Raw genomic sequence first — 14,462 nt, forward strand, 5'->3', positions numbered from 1 at the left:
CAACGCCCTAGAAAATTGGTCGGGGAAAGAGGATTCGAACCTCCGGCCCCTGCCTCCCGAAGACAGTGCTCTACCAGGCTGAGCTATTCCCCGACCGTTCGCGTGACATCCCAACTTTCGATGGGGTGCCCGTGAGGCAGGAGCGGGCCTATAGTGATGGTTTCGCAGGGTGGCAAGCGTGCAATCGCACGGTTAGGGTGAACTATGGCTACCGCTCCCGCACAGACCGATTCTCCGACCGATTGTGGGGCGGCACGCCCCGAAGCTCGTCATTGGGAATGGCAATATCTCGACCTCATGCGGCGAATCTGGGAGCAGGGGGACGAGCGGGCGGACCGTACCGGAGTAGGCACGCGTTCGGTTTTCGGCGCGGAGATTCGCTTCGATCTGTCGGGTGGACGGATGCCGTTGCTGTCGACCAAGCGGGTCTACTGGAAGACCGCGACGCGTGAGATGCTGTGGTTCCTCACCGGCGATACCAATATCCGCGAGCTCTGCGCGCAGGGCGTCGAGATATGGACCGATTGGCCGCTCGACCGCTATCGCCGCGAGACCGGGACTGAAATCTCGCGTGCCGATTTCTCGAAGCGGATCGTCGAGGATGCCGCTTTTGCCCAGCAATGGGGCGATCTCGGACCAGTCTATGGCAAGCAGTGGGTCGACTGGCCGGTCTATGAGCCTGCCGGGGACGGGTTGTTCCGCCAGCGGCCATGGGGCGTGAACCAGGTCGCCGAAGTGGTCGAAAGCCTCAAGGCCAATCCGGGCAGCCGCCGGCACATCATCGAGGGCTGGAACGTCGCCGAGCTCAATGCGATGGCGCTGCCGCCCTGCCATAAGACCTATCAGTTCCACGTCGCCGGCAACCGCTTGTCGGGACTGCTCTATCAGCGCAGCTGCGACCTCGGGCTAGGCTTCGCGTTCAACGCGTGGTCGGCGGCGCTGCTCGTGCGGATGCTGGCCGACCAGACGGGGCTGGAACCGGGCGAGCTGGTGTGGGTTGGGGGAGATGTGCATCTCTATCTCAATCACGCACCACTGGTGGAAGAACAGCTTGCCCGCACCCCCTCAGGTGATGCGCGTCTCAACATCCTGCGCCGGCCGGATTCGATCTTCGGCTACCGGATCGAGGACTTCGAAGTGACCGGCTATGCCCCTCAGGCTCATATTGCGGCGCCCGTCGCGGTCTGAAGCAAAGCAAAATTGCGTGGTGGCCCAGGAATTCGCAATTGAAATAATATAACACGGATGTAGAACTTTACTTCAATCTGACCCGAGCAGTGGGAGAGAGTAAAGGGATGGGCGAATCGTCCTCTAAGGCAGGCGCGAAAAACGGCCGAAAGCGCGGCAATCTGCCGCCGCTCGAGCTGCATGTGCCCGAGCCCAAGTACCGGCCGGGCGATCCGGTCGACTATTCCGATCTCGCTATTCCCCCCGCCGGCGCGCAGCCCCGGCCGGACGAGAATTGCCCGGCCGCGGAAACCCATCCGCTGTGCCTGGACATGATCCGCGTGCTCGGCGAGGACGACCGCGCGGTGGGGCCGTGGGACCCCCGGCTCGATGCCGACACGCTGCGCCGCATACTGCGCGTCATGGCCCTGACCCGCGCTTTCGACGACCGCATGTACCGCGCCCAGCGCCAGGGCAAGACCAGCTTCTACATGAAGAGCACGGGCGAGGAGGCGACCTCGATAGCCACGGCGTTCGCGCTGGCCGACGACGACATGGTGTTCCCCTCCTACCGCCAGCAGGGCATCCTGCTCGCGCGCGGCTATCCGATGATCGAGATGGTCAACCAGATCTACTCGAACCGCGCCGACAAGCTGAAGGGCCGCCAGCTGCCGGTGATGTATTCGGCGCGCGACTATGGCTTCTTCTCCATCTCCGGGAACCTGGCGACGCAGTTCCCGCAAGCCGTGGGCTGGGCGATGGCCTCCGCGATCAAGGGCGACAGCCGCATCGCGACTGCCTTCGTCGGTGACGGATCGAGCGCGGAGGGCGACTTCCACGCTGCGATGACTTTCGCTGCCGTCTACAATGCCCCCGTGGTGCTCAACGTGGTCAACAACCAGTGGGCGATCTCCAGCTTCTCGGGCTTCGCCGGCGCCGAGCGGACGACCTTTGCGGCGCGTGCGATCGGTTACGGCATTGCCGGGCTGCGCGTAGATGGTAACGATGCGCTCGCCGTCTTCGCGGCGATGCGCTGGGCGGCCGACCGCGCGCGGGCCAATATGGGGCCGACGCTGATCGAGCATTTCACCTACCGCGTCGAAGGCCATTCGACTTCGGACGATCCCAGCTCCTACCGTTCGGCGCAGGAGAGCGCTGAATGGCCGCTGGGCGATCCGATCATGCGGCTGAAGCGCCACCTGATCGCGCTTGGCGAATGGTCCGAGGACCAGCAGGCCGAGATGGACCGCGAGGTCGCCGAGCAGGTCAAGGCGGCGTCGAAGGAAGCCGAAAAGAGCGGCGTGCTCGGCCACGGCCTGCACCATCCGTTCCACACCATGTTCGAGGACGTGTTCGAGGAACTGCCCTGGCACCTCGAGGAGCAGGCCGAGCAGGCCATCCGCGAGCGGCGGATCAAATGGCCGGATTGGAAAGAGTGACGATGATGCTCGAGGAATCCCCCATTTCGCTCCGCGATGCGCCCACGCGCCGGCTCAACATGATCGAGGCAATCAACGACGCGCTCCATGTCATGATGGAGCGCGACTCCAACATCGTGATCCTGGGCGAGGACGTCGGCTATTTCGGCGGCGTGTTCCGCGCCACGGCCGGCCTGCAGAAGCGCTATGGCAAGAACCGCGTGTTCGACAGCCCGATCAACGAATGCGGCATCATCGGCGCGGCGGTGGGCATGGCCGCCTATGGCCTGCGCCCCGTGCCCGAGATCCAGTTCGCCGACTATATCTACCCTGGGCTCGACCAGCTCATCTCAGAGGCAGCGCGGCTGCGCTATCGCTCGGCGGGCGAGTTCACCGCGCCGATTACGGTACGCTCGCCTTTCGGCGGCGGCATCTTCGGCGGGCAGACGCACAGCCAGAGCCCCGAGGCGCTGTTCACCCATGTCGCGGGGCTCAAGACCGTGATCCCGGCGACGCCGCACGACGCCAAGGGCCTGCTGATCGCGGCGATCGAGGACAACGACCCGGTCATCTTCTTCGAGCCCAAGCGCATCTACAACGGCCCGTTCGACGGCTATTACGACACACCCGCCATACCCTGGGCCAAGCACCCCGGCAGCGTCGTGCCCGAGGGCTACTATTCGATTCCCTTGGGCAAGGCGCGCACCGTGCGCGAAGGCGAGGCGATGACCGTGCTCGCCTATGGCACGATGATCCACGTCGCCGAGGCGGTTTTGGCCGAAAAGGGCGTCGATGCCGAGATCATTGACCTGCGCACGCTGGTGCCGATCGACATAGAGGCTGTGGAAAAGTCTGTGCAAAAGACGGGGCGTTGCCTGGTGATACACGAGGCGACCCGGACGTCGGGCTTCGGCGCCGAGCTCGTCGCGCTGGTCCAGGAGCGCTGCTTCTACCACCTCGAAGCGCCGGTCGAGCGGGTCACCGGCTTCGATACGCCTTATCCGCACAGCCTCGAATGGGCATATTTCCCCGGACCCGTCCGTATCGGCGAAGCCGTCGACCGGCTGCTGGGGGCCTGAGGCGATGGGCAAGTACGTCTTCAGGCTGCCGGACATAGGCGAGGGCATCGCCGAGGCCGAGATCGTCGCCTGGCACGTCAAGGTGGGCGACCGGATCGAGGAGGATTCGCCGCTCGCCGACATGATGACCGACAAGGCGACGGTCGAGATGGAAAGCCCCGTGACCGGCGTGGTGCGCGAGGTCGCTGGCGAGGTCGGCGATACCGTGACGATCGGCTCGCCGCTGGTGGTGATCGAGACCGAGGGCGGGGAGGACTTTGCAGCCGAGCCCGCACCGGAATCCATGCCCGCCCGCCCTGAGCCTGTCGAAGGGCCTGCGCCACGCGAGCCGCAAGCGCCTGCGCCGAGTGCTTCGACAAGCTCGGCACGAGCGGATGTCGGGGGAGGCCGCTTCGTCTTCCGCCTACCGGACGTCGGCGAGGGCATCGCCGAGGCGGAGATCGTTGCCTGGCACGTCAAGGTCGGCGACCGGATCGAGGAGGATACGCCACTCGCCGACGTGATGACCGACAAGGCCACCGTCGAGATGGAGAGCCCGGTATCGGGCGTGGTCCGCGAGATCGGCGGCGAGGTGGGGGATCGGATCGCCATCGGCTCGGCGCTGGCCGTCATCGAGATCGAGGGGGCTGAGTTCACCGAACAGATCGCCGCGGAAACGCCGAGTGCCAGGAATGAGGAGCGCGCGGTTGCTGCGGGCAAGCCTGCGCCGTCCAAACCCGCAACCGCTGCTCGCCCTGAGCCTGTCGAAGGGCGTGCGCAAAGCTTGCCCCGGGCGATCGGCGGTAAGGCGCTCGCCTCTCCCGCGGTCCGCGCCCGCGCGCAGCAACTTGGCATCGACCTCACGGCCGTTCGCACCGGCCCTGGCGGCATCGTCCGTCACGAGGATCTCGACGCGTTTCTGACTGCGCGCGCGGCCCCGGCGGTCGCTGCTCCGGCCGCGCCGAAAGCGGAGCCCAAGCGTGCCGCCGAACCGCTCGAAGGCGCGGGCGAGCAGATCAAGGTCATCGGCCTGCGCCGCCGCATCGCCGAGAACATGGCCGCCTCGAAGCGCCACATCCCGCATTTCACTTATGTCGACGAATGCGATGTCACCGACCTCGAACGCTGGCGCGGCGAGTTCAACGACCAGCGCGGCGGGCGGCCCAAGCTGACCCTGCTGCCCTTCCTGATCACCGCGATCTGTCGGACGCTGCCCGAGTTCCCGATGATCAACGCTCGCTACGACGACGAGGCCAATGTCGTTACGCGCTACACCTCCGTTCATCTCGGCATGGCGACGCAGACGCCCGCCGGGCTTATGGTGCCGGTGATCCGCGACGCGCAGAACCTCACGCTGTGGGCTCTCGCCGCCGAGATCGGACGGCTGGCCGCAGCGGCGCGCGAGGGCACGGCGAAATCCGAGGAACTGTCGGGCTCGACCCTGACGATCACTTCGCTCGGCCCGCTGGGCGGCATCGCGACGACGCCGGTGATCAACCGGCCCGAAGTGGCGATCATCGGTCCGAACAAGATCGTCGAGCGGCCAGTCTATGTGGAAGGCGACCGGCTGGAGAAACGCAAGCTGATGAACATTTCGATCAGCTGCGACCACCGCGTCGTCGACGGCTGGGATGCGGCGAGCTTCGTCCAGGCGGTCAAGAGAAGGATTGAAGCCCCGCTGCTCATGCTGGCAGGATAGGTCGATGACGACCGATCCGCGCATAGACGCCTATATCGCCGAGGCCGCGCCTTTCGCCCAGCCGATCTTGACGCATTTGCGCGGATTGATCCACGCGGCGGTGCCGGGGCTCGACGAGACGATCAAGTGGGGCATGCCGCACTTCATGCTGGGCGGTAAGAACCTCGCCGGGCTGGCCGCGTTCAAGGCGCATGCTGCGCTCGTGCTCCATGGGGAGGGCAGGGTCTCCGCCAAGGATGAGGATGGCATGGGCGGCTACGGCAAAATCCGCAGCCTCGAAGACCTGCCGCCCGATACCGAACTGACCGCAACGCTCCAGGCCTCCGCCGCGCGGCTGGCGAATGGAGTCAAGAAACCGCGCGAAGCCAAGGCCAAGCCGGAGATCGCCATGCCGAACGACTTTGGCGCGGCCCTGCCGGCCGATGCGCGCGCCTTCTTCGATGGCCTCGCGCCGTCGCACCGCTACGAATATCTGGAGTGGATCACCGGGGCCAAACGGCCCGAGACGCGTGCCAAGCGAGTCGCGCAGGCCGCGGAATGGCTGGGCGAAGGCAAGCGGCTCAACTGGAAGTACGAGCGTTAGCCGTCATGGTGTTCCCGCGCGCGGTGGAAGCCGTTGTCTTCGACATGGACGGGCTGCTGTTCGACACAGAGGAGCTGTTCTTCCAAGCCATGCGCGCGGCCGGTGCCGAAGCTGGCCACGATGTCTCGCGCACCTTCTTTCTGGGACTGGTCGGGCTGCCGGCTGATCGGAACTTCGAACGGATGCGCAATCACTTCGGCGCGGATTTTCCGGCGGAGGCGTTCCATGCGTGCTGCCACGATCATTTCCATGTGCTCGAGCATCGCATGGCACTGAAGCCCGGTGTCATCGAACTGCTCGACCGGATTGACCAGCTGCATCTGCCGAGGGCCATTGCCACGTCATCGGCGCGGGAGAACGTCGAGCGCAATCTCGATCGGTTCGGGCTGGCGCACCGGTTCGACGCGTCCTCGCCGCTGGCGATTACGCACATGGCAAGCCGCATCCGGCACCCTATCTCGCGGCGGCCGAGGCGCTTCGTGTGGCGCCGATTGACTGCCTGGCGCTGGAGGATTCGCACAACGGCGTCCGATCGGCCGCGGCGGCGGGGATGATGACGATCATGGTGCCCGATCTGCTGCACGCGACGGACGAGATCGCGGCGCTCGCCCTACACGTAGCGTGCGATCTGCACGAGGTGCTCGATCTGCTAGGCGCTCAGCGCACGATGCCGCTGTAAGCGATGCGGCCCTGGCCGCGCGCGGCGGTGCCGGCGGGCACACGCCATCGCATGTGGGTGACGTCCTCGGGCGAGGCGAGGCGGCCCGCGATGCGCAAGGTACCGAGCTTGCCCCAGGTGCGCCCGCCGTCGACCGAAACTTCCTGGTCGTCGCGCGCCGAGCCCTGGTAGGCAATCGCGCGGGGCAGGGGATTGGTGATGGTGAAGCCGCCATCGCCGCCCATGCGGTACCAGTTGACGATCGTCACGACGCGGTCGCCGCGGCTCAGCCGGTTGGCCGGCTCGAGGCTGCGCTGACTGCCGTTCTCGATGCGCTCGACGAAGACGGCGCTGTCGGTGGCGATGGCCGGCTGCGCGCTGGCGGCCGACGTCAGGCTGATGGCGATGCCGGTCATGGCGTAGCCGGCCCAGATGTAGAATTTCACGGTCGATTGCCCCCCGTTGGACTGTGGGGAACAGTATCTCTGCGGTGTCCAAAGGAATGGTTAACGCCGCGCTCACCATGTTTTGCCCAGGGTTTGCCCAGCGTTTGCGTTGCTTCTGCGAGCGAAAACCGGCCTGTCGCGGCTCTGTAAAAAATCGCCCGGAGACCCGGTTGACAGCCCCGGTTCGCTGGCCTAGTGCGCGGCCTCCCAAGTGGCTGCGCGGGTGTAGCTCAGTTGGTTAGAGTGCCGGCCTGTCACGCCGGAGGTCGCGGGTTCGAGCCCCGTCACTCGCGCCACTTGGGAATTTCCAGACATTCGAAGACTTGAGTGCGCCTTCTGCAAGGCGCCTCGCTATGTCGTGTCAGACGTCGCGGGGTGGCGGGCTCCAGCGGCCCGTTTCCATCCAGATCAGGAAGCGGCGCAGCGGCAGCAGCCAGACCACGCCGAGCACAAGATAGAGCGGCGCCTGGGCCAGCGACGGCCAGGGCGCGATCAGCGGCGCGATCACGCTGGCGACGACCGCGCCATAGATACCCAGCCCGACGAGCAGTGCCAGGATGCCCACGGGAATCCGCCAGGTAGGCTCGCGGCGATTGCCGCCGCCCTTGGTGCCGAAGGCCATCAGGCGTCTCCTTCGTAAAGCCGCGTCGGCGTGACCACGGCGCGTAGGTGCCGGTCGTGCGGCTCGAGCGGCAGTGCAACGACCAGCTGGTTGTCCCAGGCCATGCCGACCGGGATCACCTCGGGATGGCTCTCCAGCCAGCGATCATAGTGGCCGCCGCCCTGGCCGAGTCTTCCGCCGTCCGCGGTGAAGGCGATCAGCGGCACTATGACGAGCCCCGGCGCGGCCGGCTCGGCCTCGGCGGTGGGCTGGAGATGGCCATAGGGGCCCTGTTCGAGATCGCTGTCCTCATAGGGATCGCGCCAGATGCGAAAGTCCATCGGCGCGCCGCGGCTGGCGAAGCGGGGCAGGGCGACATGGCGCGAGTTCTCGAAGAACCACTTCGCGTAGCCGCGCGTCGGCGCCTCGTTGGGATTGGCGTGATAGAGCCCGACCGTGGACCGCTCGGGCGCCAGCGCGGCGAGCGGCGTCGGCGGGCGCAGGAACAGGAGTGCACGCGTCGCCGCGGGCAGAGCTGCGACATGCTTGCGGCGCAAGGCACGCATCTGGGTGCGCAGCTTCTGCTTCTCGTCCACGTGGATTCCTCGTTTGTGCGGCCGGGACATCCGTCCCTGCCTTGCGGCACCGGCCCGCTCCCTCACCTGGCCTCCTGACGAGAATCTATGCTCTGGGAGGCCGGGTGGGGGAGCGGGCCGATGCCGCAGCCGATACAGCATCGCTGCATCGGAGAACAATGGGTGACGGGCCCACCATGGGTCGTTGCCGGGAAATCCTCTGACGCGTTCACGTCAGGTGGGGACCATTTGTGCCGGACCAGGGTCCAACCAGGGACAGCCCCCATGGATTTGCTTATAGCCTCAGGGATTTTCATGCGGCTCGTGCCGGGCAGATCCCGTCGCCGTCTATCTAGGGCCTAGCGGCCTAACCCTCAAGCCTGCTGGCGAGATTTTCCAGCCGGTCGGCGATCGTCTCGAGCCGCTGGGCAGTGCCGCGCGGCAGGCTGGGGGTGGGCGCTTCGCCCGAGCGCGCGGTCGCATCGTGCAGTTCGTCGGCGAGCAGCAGCGCGGCGAACAGCAGCATGCGCGTTTCGCTCTGGCTCGATATGTCGCCCATCGCGTCGATCTTCGAGGCGATCATCTCGCCCAGGCCGGTGACGTGGTCTTCCTCGCCCTCCGCGCAGGCGACGGTGAAGTGTCGCCCGCCGATCGCCAGTTTGACGTTGCTCATGGAACCTGTCCCGCGAGCAGCTGATCGAGCTGCTGCAGCGATTGCGTCACCGCCACGCGCAGGCGTTCATGCCTGGCTGCGAGTTCGTGATCAGCCTGGGGTTCGCGGGAGGCAGCGTTCTCGATACGGGTCAAGGCTGCTTCAATACGTCCCAATGCTTTTTCGATGGATGCCCCTTCCATTGCATGATGCTAGCGCAAAATCAGGACGCTGCAAAGCTTTGTGCGCAATAGAGGTGACGTCATGACGTCAAATGCGTCACCTATTCGTCATTCGTTGTTGAGGCCGCGTGCTTGACGGGGCGTCGCCTCACCCTAAAGGAAGCCCCCATCGAATCGGCACTTTCAGCCGCCTTCGGGAGCATTTTTCCAGATGAGCTTTGATCCTTCCCGCCTGGGCCCCATGGCCAATGCCATCCGCGCCCTGTCGATGGATGCGGTCCAGGCCGCCAACAGCGGTCACCCCGGCATGCCCATGGGCATGGCCGACGTGGCGACGGTGCTCTATTCCAAGTTCCTCAAGTTCGATCCCGCCGCGCCCAAGTGGCCCGACCGCGACCGTTTCGTGCTGTCGGCCGGCCACGGCTCGATGCTCATCTACTCGCTGCTGCACCTGACCGGCTATGCCCAGCCGACGATGCAGGACATCCGCGACTTCCGCCAGATCACCAGCCCCTGCGCCGGTCACCCCGAGAACTTCCTGCTACCGGGCGTCGAATGCACGACGGGCCCGCTGGGCCAGGGCCTGGCCATGGCCGTGGGCATGGCGCTGGCCGAACGCCATCTCAACGCGACTTTCGGCGACGATCTCGTCGATCACCGTACTTTCGTGATCGCCGGCGACGGCTGCCTGATGGAAGGCATCAATCACGAGGCGATCGGCCTCGCCGGGCACCTGAAGCTCGGCCGCATGATCGTGCTCTGGGACGACAACCGCATCACAATTGACGGCGACACCTCGCTGTCGACCAGCGAGGACATCCCCGCTCGCTACCGCGCCGCCGGCTGGCATACCGAAGCCTGCGACGGCCATGACATGGCCGACATCGAGCGTGCGATCGCCGCCGCGATCGCCGACGGGCGTCCGTCTCTGGTCGCGTGCCGTACCATCATCGGCAAGGGGGGCGCCCAACAAGCAGGGCAGCCATTCGGTCCACGGCGCGGCACTCGGCGACGCCGAAATCGCCGCGGCGCGCGAATATCTGGGCTGGACCGCGGCGCCGTTCGAAGTGCCTGCCGAAATTCTGGCCGACTGGCGTTCGCTCGGCTCCAAGGGTGCCGAGACTCGTGCCGGATGGGAAAAGCGCCTTGCGGGCAACGCACAGGGTCCTGAACTTTCGCGCCGTATGGCCGGTGACCTGCCTTCGGGCGACGAGGCCGGCAAGGCTTTCGAGGCCTGGCTCGGCCAGTCGCAGAAGGTGGCGACGCGCAAGGCCAGCGAAATGGCGCTCGAGATCCTGACCCCGGCGATCCCCGAGATGGTCGGCGGTTCGGCCGATCTCACCGGCTCTAACAACACCAAGGCCAAGGCCACCGGTCCGCTGACCGCCGAGGACTATGCGGGCCGCTACGTCTATTGGGGCATCCGCGAATTCGGCATGGCCGCGGCGATGAACGGCATGGCGCTGCACGGCGGCGTTATCCCCTATGGCGGCACTTTCCTAGTGTTCTCCGACTATTGCCGCAACGCCATCCGCCTCTCGGCGCTGCAGCACGCCCGCGTGGTTTATGTGCTGACGCACGACTCCATCGGCCTTGGCGAGGACGGCCCGACGCACCAGCCGGTCGAGCACGTCATGTCGCTGCGCATGATCCCGAACCTCGAGGTCTTCCGTCCGGCCGACATCATCGAGACCGCCGAGTGCTGGGAACTTGCGTTGCAGAATAGCACGAGGCCTTCGGTGCTGGCGCTGAGCCGGCAAAATCTGCCGCAATTGCGCACGACCGCTGGTTTGAGTGCCAAGGGCGCCTATCTGTTGAAGGGCGCCGAGGCGCCGCGCAAGGCGATCATCGTCGCCACCGGCTCGGAAGTCGAACTGGCGGTCAAGGTGCGCGAGGCCCTGGAAGCCGAGGGTATCGGAGCGGACGTCGTGTCCATGCCATCCATGTCGCGCTACCTGGCGCAGGATGCGGACTATAAGAAGACGCTGCTTCCGGGGGATGTCTTGAAGGTATCGATCGAGGCGGGCGTGACGCTCGGCTGGGAACGCATCGTCGGTTCCGACGGTGTGACGATCGGCATCGACACGTTCGGTGCCTCGGCTCCCGCCGAAGTGCTGTTCCCGCATTTCGGCTTCTCCGTCGAAGCGATCGTTCCGCAGATCAAAGCAAAGCTGAACTAAGAACCTAGCAGGAGTTTTTCATATGGCGACGAAGGTTGCGATCAACGGTTTCGGGCGTATCGGGCGCAATGTCGCACGCGCCATTCTCGAGCGTACCGACCATGATCTCGAGTTGGTCTCGATCAACGATCTCGCCGATGCCAAGGCCAATGCCCGGCTGTTCCAGCGCGATTCGGTCCACGGTCCGTTCAGCGGCACGGTCGAAGTCGACGGCAACGATCTGATCATCAACGGCAAGCGCATCCAGGTGACCGCCGAGCGCGATCCCGCCAACCTGCCGCACAAGGCCAACGGCATCGACATCGCCCTCGAATGCACGGGCTTCTTCACCAACAAGGCGGGTGGCCAGAAGCACATCGACGCGGGCGCCAAGCGGGTACTCATCTCGGCTCCGGCCAAGGAAGTCGACCTGACCGTCGTCTTCGGCGTCAACGACGACAAGATCACCGGTGAGCACGTCATCGTCTCGAACGCCTCGTGCACCACCAACTGCCTCGCGCCGATGGCCAAGGTCCTGCACGAGAAGATCGGCATCGAGCGCGGCCTGATGACGACGATCCACTCTTACACCAACGACCAGAAGATCCTCGACCAGATCCACGACGATCCGCGCCGCGCCCGCGCCGCCGCGATGTCGATGATCCCGACCAGCACCGGCGCCGCCGCCGCGGTTGGCCTTGTCCTGCCCGAACTGAAGGGCAAGCTCGACGGTTCGTCGATCCGCGTCCCGACCCCGAACGTCTCGGTCGTCGACCTGACCTTCACGCCGAAGCGCGACACGACGAAGGAAGAAGTCAACCAGCTGCTCAAGGACGCCGCGGCGGGCGAACTCAAGGGCATCCTCGGCTTCACCGACGAGCCGCTGGTCTCAATCGACTTCAACCATGATGCGCACAGCTCGACCATCGACAGCCTCGAAACCGCGGTGATCGACGGCAAGCTGGTTCGCGTCCTGTCGTGGTACGACAACGAGTGGGGCTTCTCGAACCGCATGCTCGACACCGCGGGCGTGATGGCCAAGTTCCTGTGAGCTAAGCGATGGCGGTCGGGCGTCTCGGGGGCATAGCGCGGCACGATCGGCCGCACGGACCCATCGAGACGCTCGGCCGCGTCGCCGTTACCGTGGCCGAGGGTGTCCATGGCGACATCCGCGGCGCGGTGGCTTCGACCAAGAAGACACGAAAGCGTCAGGTCTCGCTGCTAGAGGCCGAATGTTGGGCTGCAGCGCTCGATGATTTGCAGATCGCCGAGCAAGACAGACCATTGTGGTTTGCACGCCGTGCCAATCTCTTGGTCGAAGGACTTCGCCTGCCTCGTGAACCAGGCAAGGTGATCGCCATTGGCGCGACCTTGCGGATCGAGACCACGGTCGAGACCGAGCCCTGCGAGCGAATGGATGCCCTGCTGCCGGGGCTCAAGGCGGCGATGATGCCCGACTGGCGCGGCGGCGTCTGCGGAAGAGTTCTGACCGACGGCGAGATCGCCGTGGGCGACGAAGTGAGGATCGAGGAATGACCGCTTTCAAGACGCTCGACGATCTCGGGGATGTGACCGGTAAGGTCGCGCTGGTGCGCGTCGACCTGAACCTGCCGATGCAGGACGGTGCGGTCACCGACGACACCCGCATCCGCGCGGCGATGCCGACCGTGCTCGAACTCGCCGACAAGGGCGCCAAGGTCCTGCTGCTCGCTCATTTCGGCCGGCCCAAGGGTGAGCGCTCGTCGACCCAATCGCTGTCGATGGTCGTCGGCGCGGTGCAGGATGTCTTCGGGCGCGAGGTGATGTTCGTACCCGAAGTGGCTGGCGACGTTGTCAAACAGTCGATCGGTATCCTGCGCGCGGGTGACATCGCCATTCTGGAGAACACCCGCTTCTGGCAGGGCGAAGAGAAGAACGATCCCGAACTGGCCAAGGCGATCGCCGCCAACGCCGATTTCTACGTCAACGACGCCTTCTCGGCCGCGCATCGCGCGCATGCCACGACCGAGGGCCTGGCGCATGTCCTTCCCGCCTATGCCGGCCGCTCGATGCAGGCCGAGCTCGAGGCGCTGGAGAAGGCGCTCGGCAAGCCGGTTCGGCCGGTCGCGGCCGTGGTCGGTGGGGCCAAGGTCTCGTCGAAGCTCGACGTGCTCAAGCACCTTGTCGGCCAGGTCGATCACCTGATCATCGGCGGCGGCATGGCCAACACCTTCCTCGCCGCGCGCGGCGTCGATGTCGGCAAGTCGCTTTGCGAACACGACCTGACCGGCACGGCCGAAGAGATCATGGAAGCAGCCGACAAGGCGAATTGCACGGTCCATCTGCCCTACGAGGTCGTGGTGTCGAAGGAATTCGCCGCCAATCCGCCGAGCCTGCGCACCTGCAACGTCCACGAAGTCGCCGCCGACGAGATGATCCTCGACGTCGGTCCGACCGCGGTCGAGGCGCTGGCCGACGTGCTCAAGACCTGCCGCACCCTGGTCTGGAACGGCCCGATGGGCGCTTTCGAGACGGTGCCGTTCGACGCGGCGACCGTCGCGCTCGCCAAGACCGCCGCGGCGCTGACCCGCGAGGGCGTGCTGACCTCGGTCGCCGGCGGCGGTGACACCGTGGCGGCGCTGCATCACGCCGGCGTGGCCAATGATTTCAGCTATATTTCAACCGCTGGGGGCGCTTTCCTAGAATGGATGGAAGGTCGTGAACTGCCCGGTGTGGCTGCGCTTCAGCGCTGAGGGACGTTCATCGTTAGCTGCGCTGGCGCGGCCGGCCGTGATTCGCGCAGCAGCGGCACGAGCACTTCGTTGAGCTTGTCGAGATCGAAGGCGCCCGCCGCCGCGTAGCGGACCACGCCGGCGCGATCGATCACGAAATTGGTCGGGACTCCGCCGAGCGGACCATAGGGACCGTTCACCCGGTGCACCGGCTCGATCGTCATGTGGCCGAACAGGTTGTGCAGATAGCGTTCCGGGATCGAATCCTCGGTCGTCGCGGCGAAGACGCGCAGGCCGCGCCGCTTCTGGATCGCGTAATAGGCGTCGAGCGTCGGCAGCTCCGCGCGGCACGGCACGCACCATGTCGCCCAGAAATTGATCACGACCACTTCGCCGCGAAGCTCGCTGAGGCGCACTTTCTGGCCATTGACGAGCGAGAGCGTGACGTCGGGCGCGGGCTGGCCGATCTTCGGCTGGCGCGCTTCGGCCGGCATGCAGACTAACAGCGCCAGCGCAGTCGCCAGCGAAAATGACCGAAAGGTGCTTATCATGC

Annotated in this window: 15 protein-coding genes, 2 tRNA genes and 3 pseudogenes; 13 read left to right on the forward strand and 7 right to left on the reverse strand. The window is 65.8% G+C overall.

Translation table 11 applies throughout. From position 1 onward, the window contains the following. Positions 1–16: 16 nt before the first annotated feature. Positions 17–93, reverse strand: a tRNA-Pro gene (locus tag KRR38_RS03665). A 111-nt stretch (positions 94–204) separates the two neighbouring features. Between KRR38_RS03665 and thyA the strand changes: the two genes are divergently transcribed. The 8 genes and pseudogenes from thyA (at position 205) to KRR38_RS36975 (ending at position 6,604) form a co-directional block, all read left to right on the forward strand. Continuing rightward, positions 205–1,188 (forward strand): thymidylate synthase, encoded by a 984-nt coding sequence (thyA, locus tag KRR38_RS03670; protein WP_217398732.1) that lies wholly within the window; start codon positions 205–207, stop codon positions 1,186–1,188. A 107-nt stretch (positions 1,189–1,295) separates the two neighbouring features. After that, complete coding sequence (locus tag KRR38_RS03675; protein ID WP_217398733.1) at positions 1,296–2,606, forward strand: 3-methyl-2-oxobutanoate dehydrogenase (2-methylpropanoyl-transferring) subunit alpha; 1,311 nt, start codon at positions 1,296–1,298, stop codon at positions 2,604–2,606. Positions 2,607–2,611: 5 nt separating this feature from the next. Continuing rightward, positions 2,612–3,664 carry an alpha-ketoacid dehydrogenase subunit beta gene (locus KRR38_RS03680; RefSeq protein ID WP_217407102.1) on the forward strand — a complete coding sequence of 351 codons (1,053 nt, stop codon included), beginning with the start codon at positions 2,612–2,614 and terminating at the stop codon, positions 3,662–3,664. 4 nt (positions 3,665–3,668) lie between these two features. Then, positions 3,669–3,887 (forward strand): annotated as a pseudogene (locus KRR38_RS37675) (DUF2118 domain-containing protein); the annotation flags it as partial. Between the two features lie 201 nt (positions 3,888–4,088). Continuing rightward, entirely contained in the window at positions 4,089–5,342 is a 1,254-nt protein-coding gene (locus tag KRR38_RS03690; RefSeq protein WP_375293449.1) for a dihydrolipoamide acetyltransferase family protein, read from the forward strand. Between the two features lie 4 nt (positions 5,343–5,346). Then, complete coding sequence (locus KRR38_RS03695; RefSeq protein ID WP_217398735.1) at positions 5,347–5,925, forward strand: YdeI/OmpD-associated family protein; 579 nt, start codon at positions 5,347–5,349, stop codon at positions 5,923–5,925. Between the two features lie 44 nt (positions 5,926–5,969). Next, positions 5,970–6,476: pseudogene (locus KRR38_RS03700) on the forward strand (HAD family hydrolase); the annotation flags it as partial. Next, entirely contained in the window at positions 6,476–6,604 is a 129-nt protein-coding gene (locus KRR38_RS36975; RefSeq protein WP_256449396.1) for a hypothetical protein, read from the forward strand. The pseudogene KRR38_RS03700 and the gene KRR38_RS36975, both read left to right, overlap by 1 nt. Here KRR38_RS36975 and KRR38_RS03705 read toward each other — a convergent pair. After that, the gene (locus KRR38_RS03705) at positions 6,583–7,029 is read right to left on the reverse strand and encodes a hypothetical protein (protein ID WP_309140968.1); all 447 of its coding nucleotides are present in this window, start codon (positions 7,027–7,029) and stop codon (positions 6,583–6,585) included. The genes KRR38_RS36975 and KRR38_RS03705 overlap by 22 nt on opposite strands. A 219-nt stretch (positions 7,030–7,248) precedes the next feature. Between KRR38_RS03705 and KRR38_RS03710 the strand changes: the two genes are divergently transcribed. Further along, a tRNA-Asp gene (locus KRR38_RS03710) sits at positions 7,249–7,325 on the forward strand. A 65-nt stretch (positions 7,326–7,390) separates the two neighbouring features. Here KRR38_RS03710 and KRR38_RS03715 read toward each other — a convergent pair. The 4 genes from KRR38_RS03715 to KRR38_RS03730 all read right to left on the reverse strand — a co-directional run bounded on the left by KRR38_RS03715 (position 7,391) and on the right by KRR38_RS03730 (position 9,060). After that, positions 7,391–7,651: a DUF2842 domain-containing protein gene (locus KRR38_RS03715; protein WP_217398739.1), complete on the reverse strand. Its 261-nt coding sequence runs from the start codon at positions 7,649–7,651 to the stop codon at positions 7,391–7,393. Further along, complete coding sequence (locus KRR38_RS03720; protein WP_309140969.1) at positions 7,651–8,226, reverse strand: 5-formyltetrahydrofolate cyclo-ligase; 576 nt, start codon at positions 8,224–8,226, stop codon at positions 7,651–7,653. The genes KRR38_RS03715 and KRR38_RS03720 overlap by 1 nt, the downstream gene beginning before the upstream one ends. A gap of 346 nt (positions 8,227–8,572) precedes the next feature. Beyond that, positions 8,573–8,878: a cell division protein ZapA gene (locus tag KRR38_RS03725; RefSeq protein WP_217398742.1), complete on the reverse strand. Its 306-nt coding sequence runs from the start codon at positions 8,876–8,878 to the stop codon at positions 8,573–8,575. Continuing rightward, the gene (locus KRR38_RS03730) at positions 8,875–9,060 is read right to left on the reverse strand and encodes a hypothetical protein (protein ID WP_217398744.1); all 186 of its coding nucleotides are present in this window, start codon (positions 9,058–9,060) and stop codon (positions 8,875–8,877) included. Before KRR38_RS03730 ends, KRR38_RS03725 begins: the two co-directional genes overlap by 4 nt. Positions 9,061–9,250: 190 nt before the next feature. Between KRR38_RS03730 and tkt the strand changes: the two are divergent. The 4 genes and pseudogenes from tkt to KRR38_RS03750 all read left to right on the forward strand — a co-directional run bounded on the left by tkt (position 9,251) and on the right by KRR38_RS03750 (position 13,930). Beyond that, positions 9,251–11,219: pseudogene (gene tkt / locus KRR38_RS03735) on the forward strand (transketolase). A gap of 22 nt (positions 11,220–11,241) precedes the next feature. Then, complete coding sequence (gene gap / locus KRR38_RS03740) at positions 11,242–12,249, forward strand: type I glyceraldehyde-3-phosphate dehydrogenase (protein WP_217398746.1); 1,008 nt, start codon at positions 11,242–11,244, stop codon at positions 12,247–12,249. Between the two features lie 8 nt (positions 12,250–12,257). Next, a complete protein-coding gene (locus KRR38_RS03745) occupies positions 12,258–12,734 on the forward strand; it encodes an MOSC domain-containing protein (RefSeq protein ID WP_217398748.1) in 477 nt (158 codons plus the stop codon). Next, on the forward strand, positions 12,731–13,930 hold the full coding sequence (locus tag KRR38_RS03750; RefSeq protein ID WP_217398750.1) for a phosphoglycerate kinase: 1,200 nt from the start codon (positions 12,731–12,733) through the stop codon (positions 13,928–13,930). Before KRR38_RS03745 ends, KRR38_RS03750 begins: the two co-directional genes overlap by 4 nt. On the opposite strand, the gene KRR38_RS03755 is transcribed toward KRR38_RS03750, so the two are convergent. Continuing rightward, positions 13,921–14,460, reverse strand: a complete 540-nt coding sequence (locus KRR38_RS03755; RefSeq protein WP_217398752.1) for a TlpA disulfide reductase family protein — start codon at positions 14,458–14,460, stop codon at positions 13,921–13,923. The two genes, KRR38_RS03750 and KRR38_RS03755, sit on opposite strands and share 10 nt — an antisense overlap. Positions 14,461–14,462 lie beyond the last annotated feature (2 nt).

This window comes from Novosphingobium sp. G106 (assembly GCF_019075875.1).
Lineage (GTDB): Bacteria > Pseudomonadota > Alphaproteobacteria > Sphingomonadales > Sphingomonadaceae > Novosphingobium.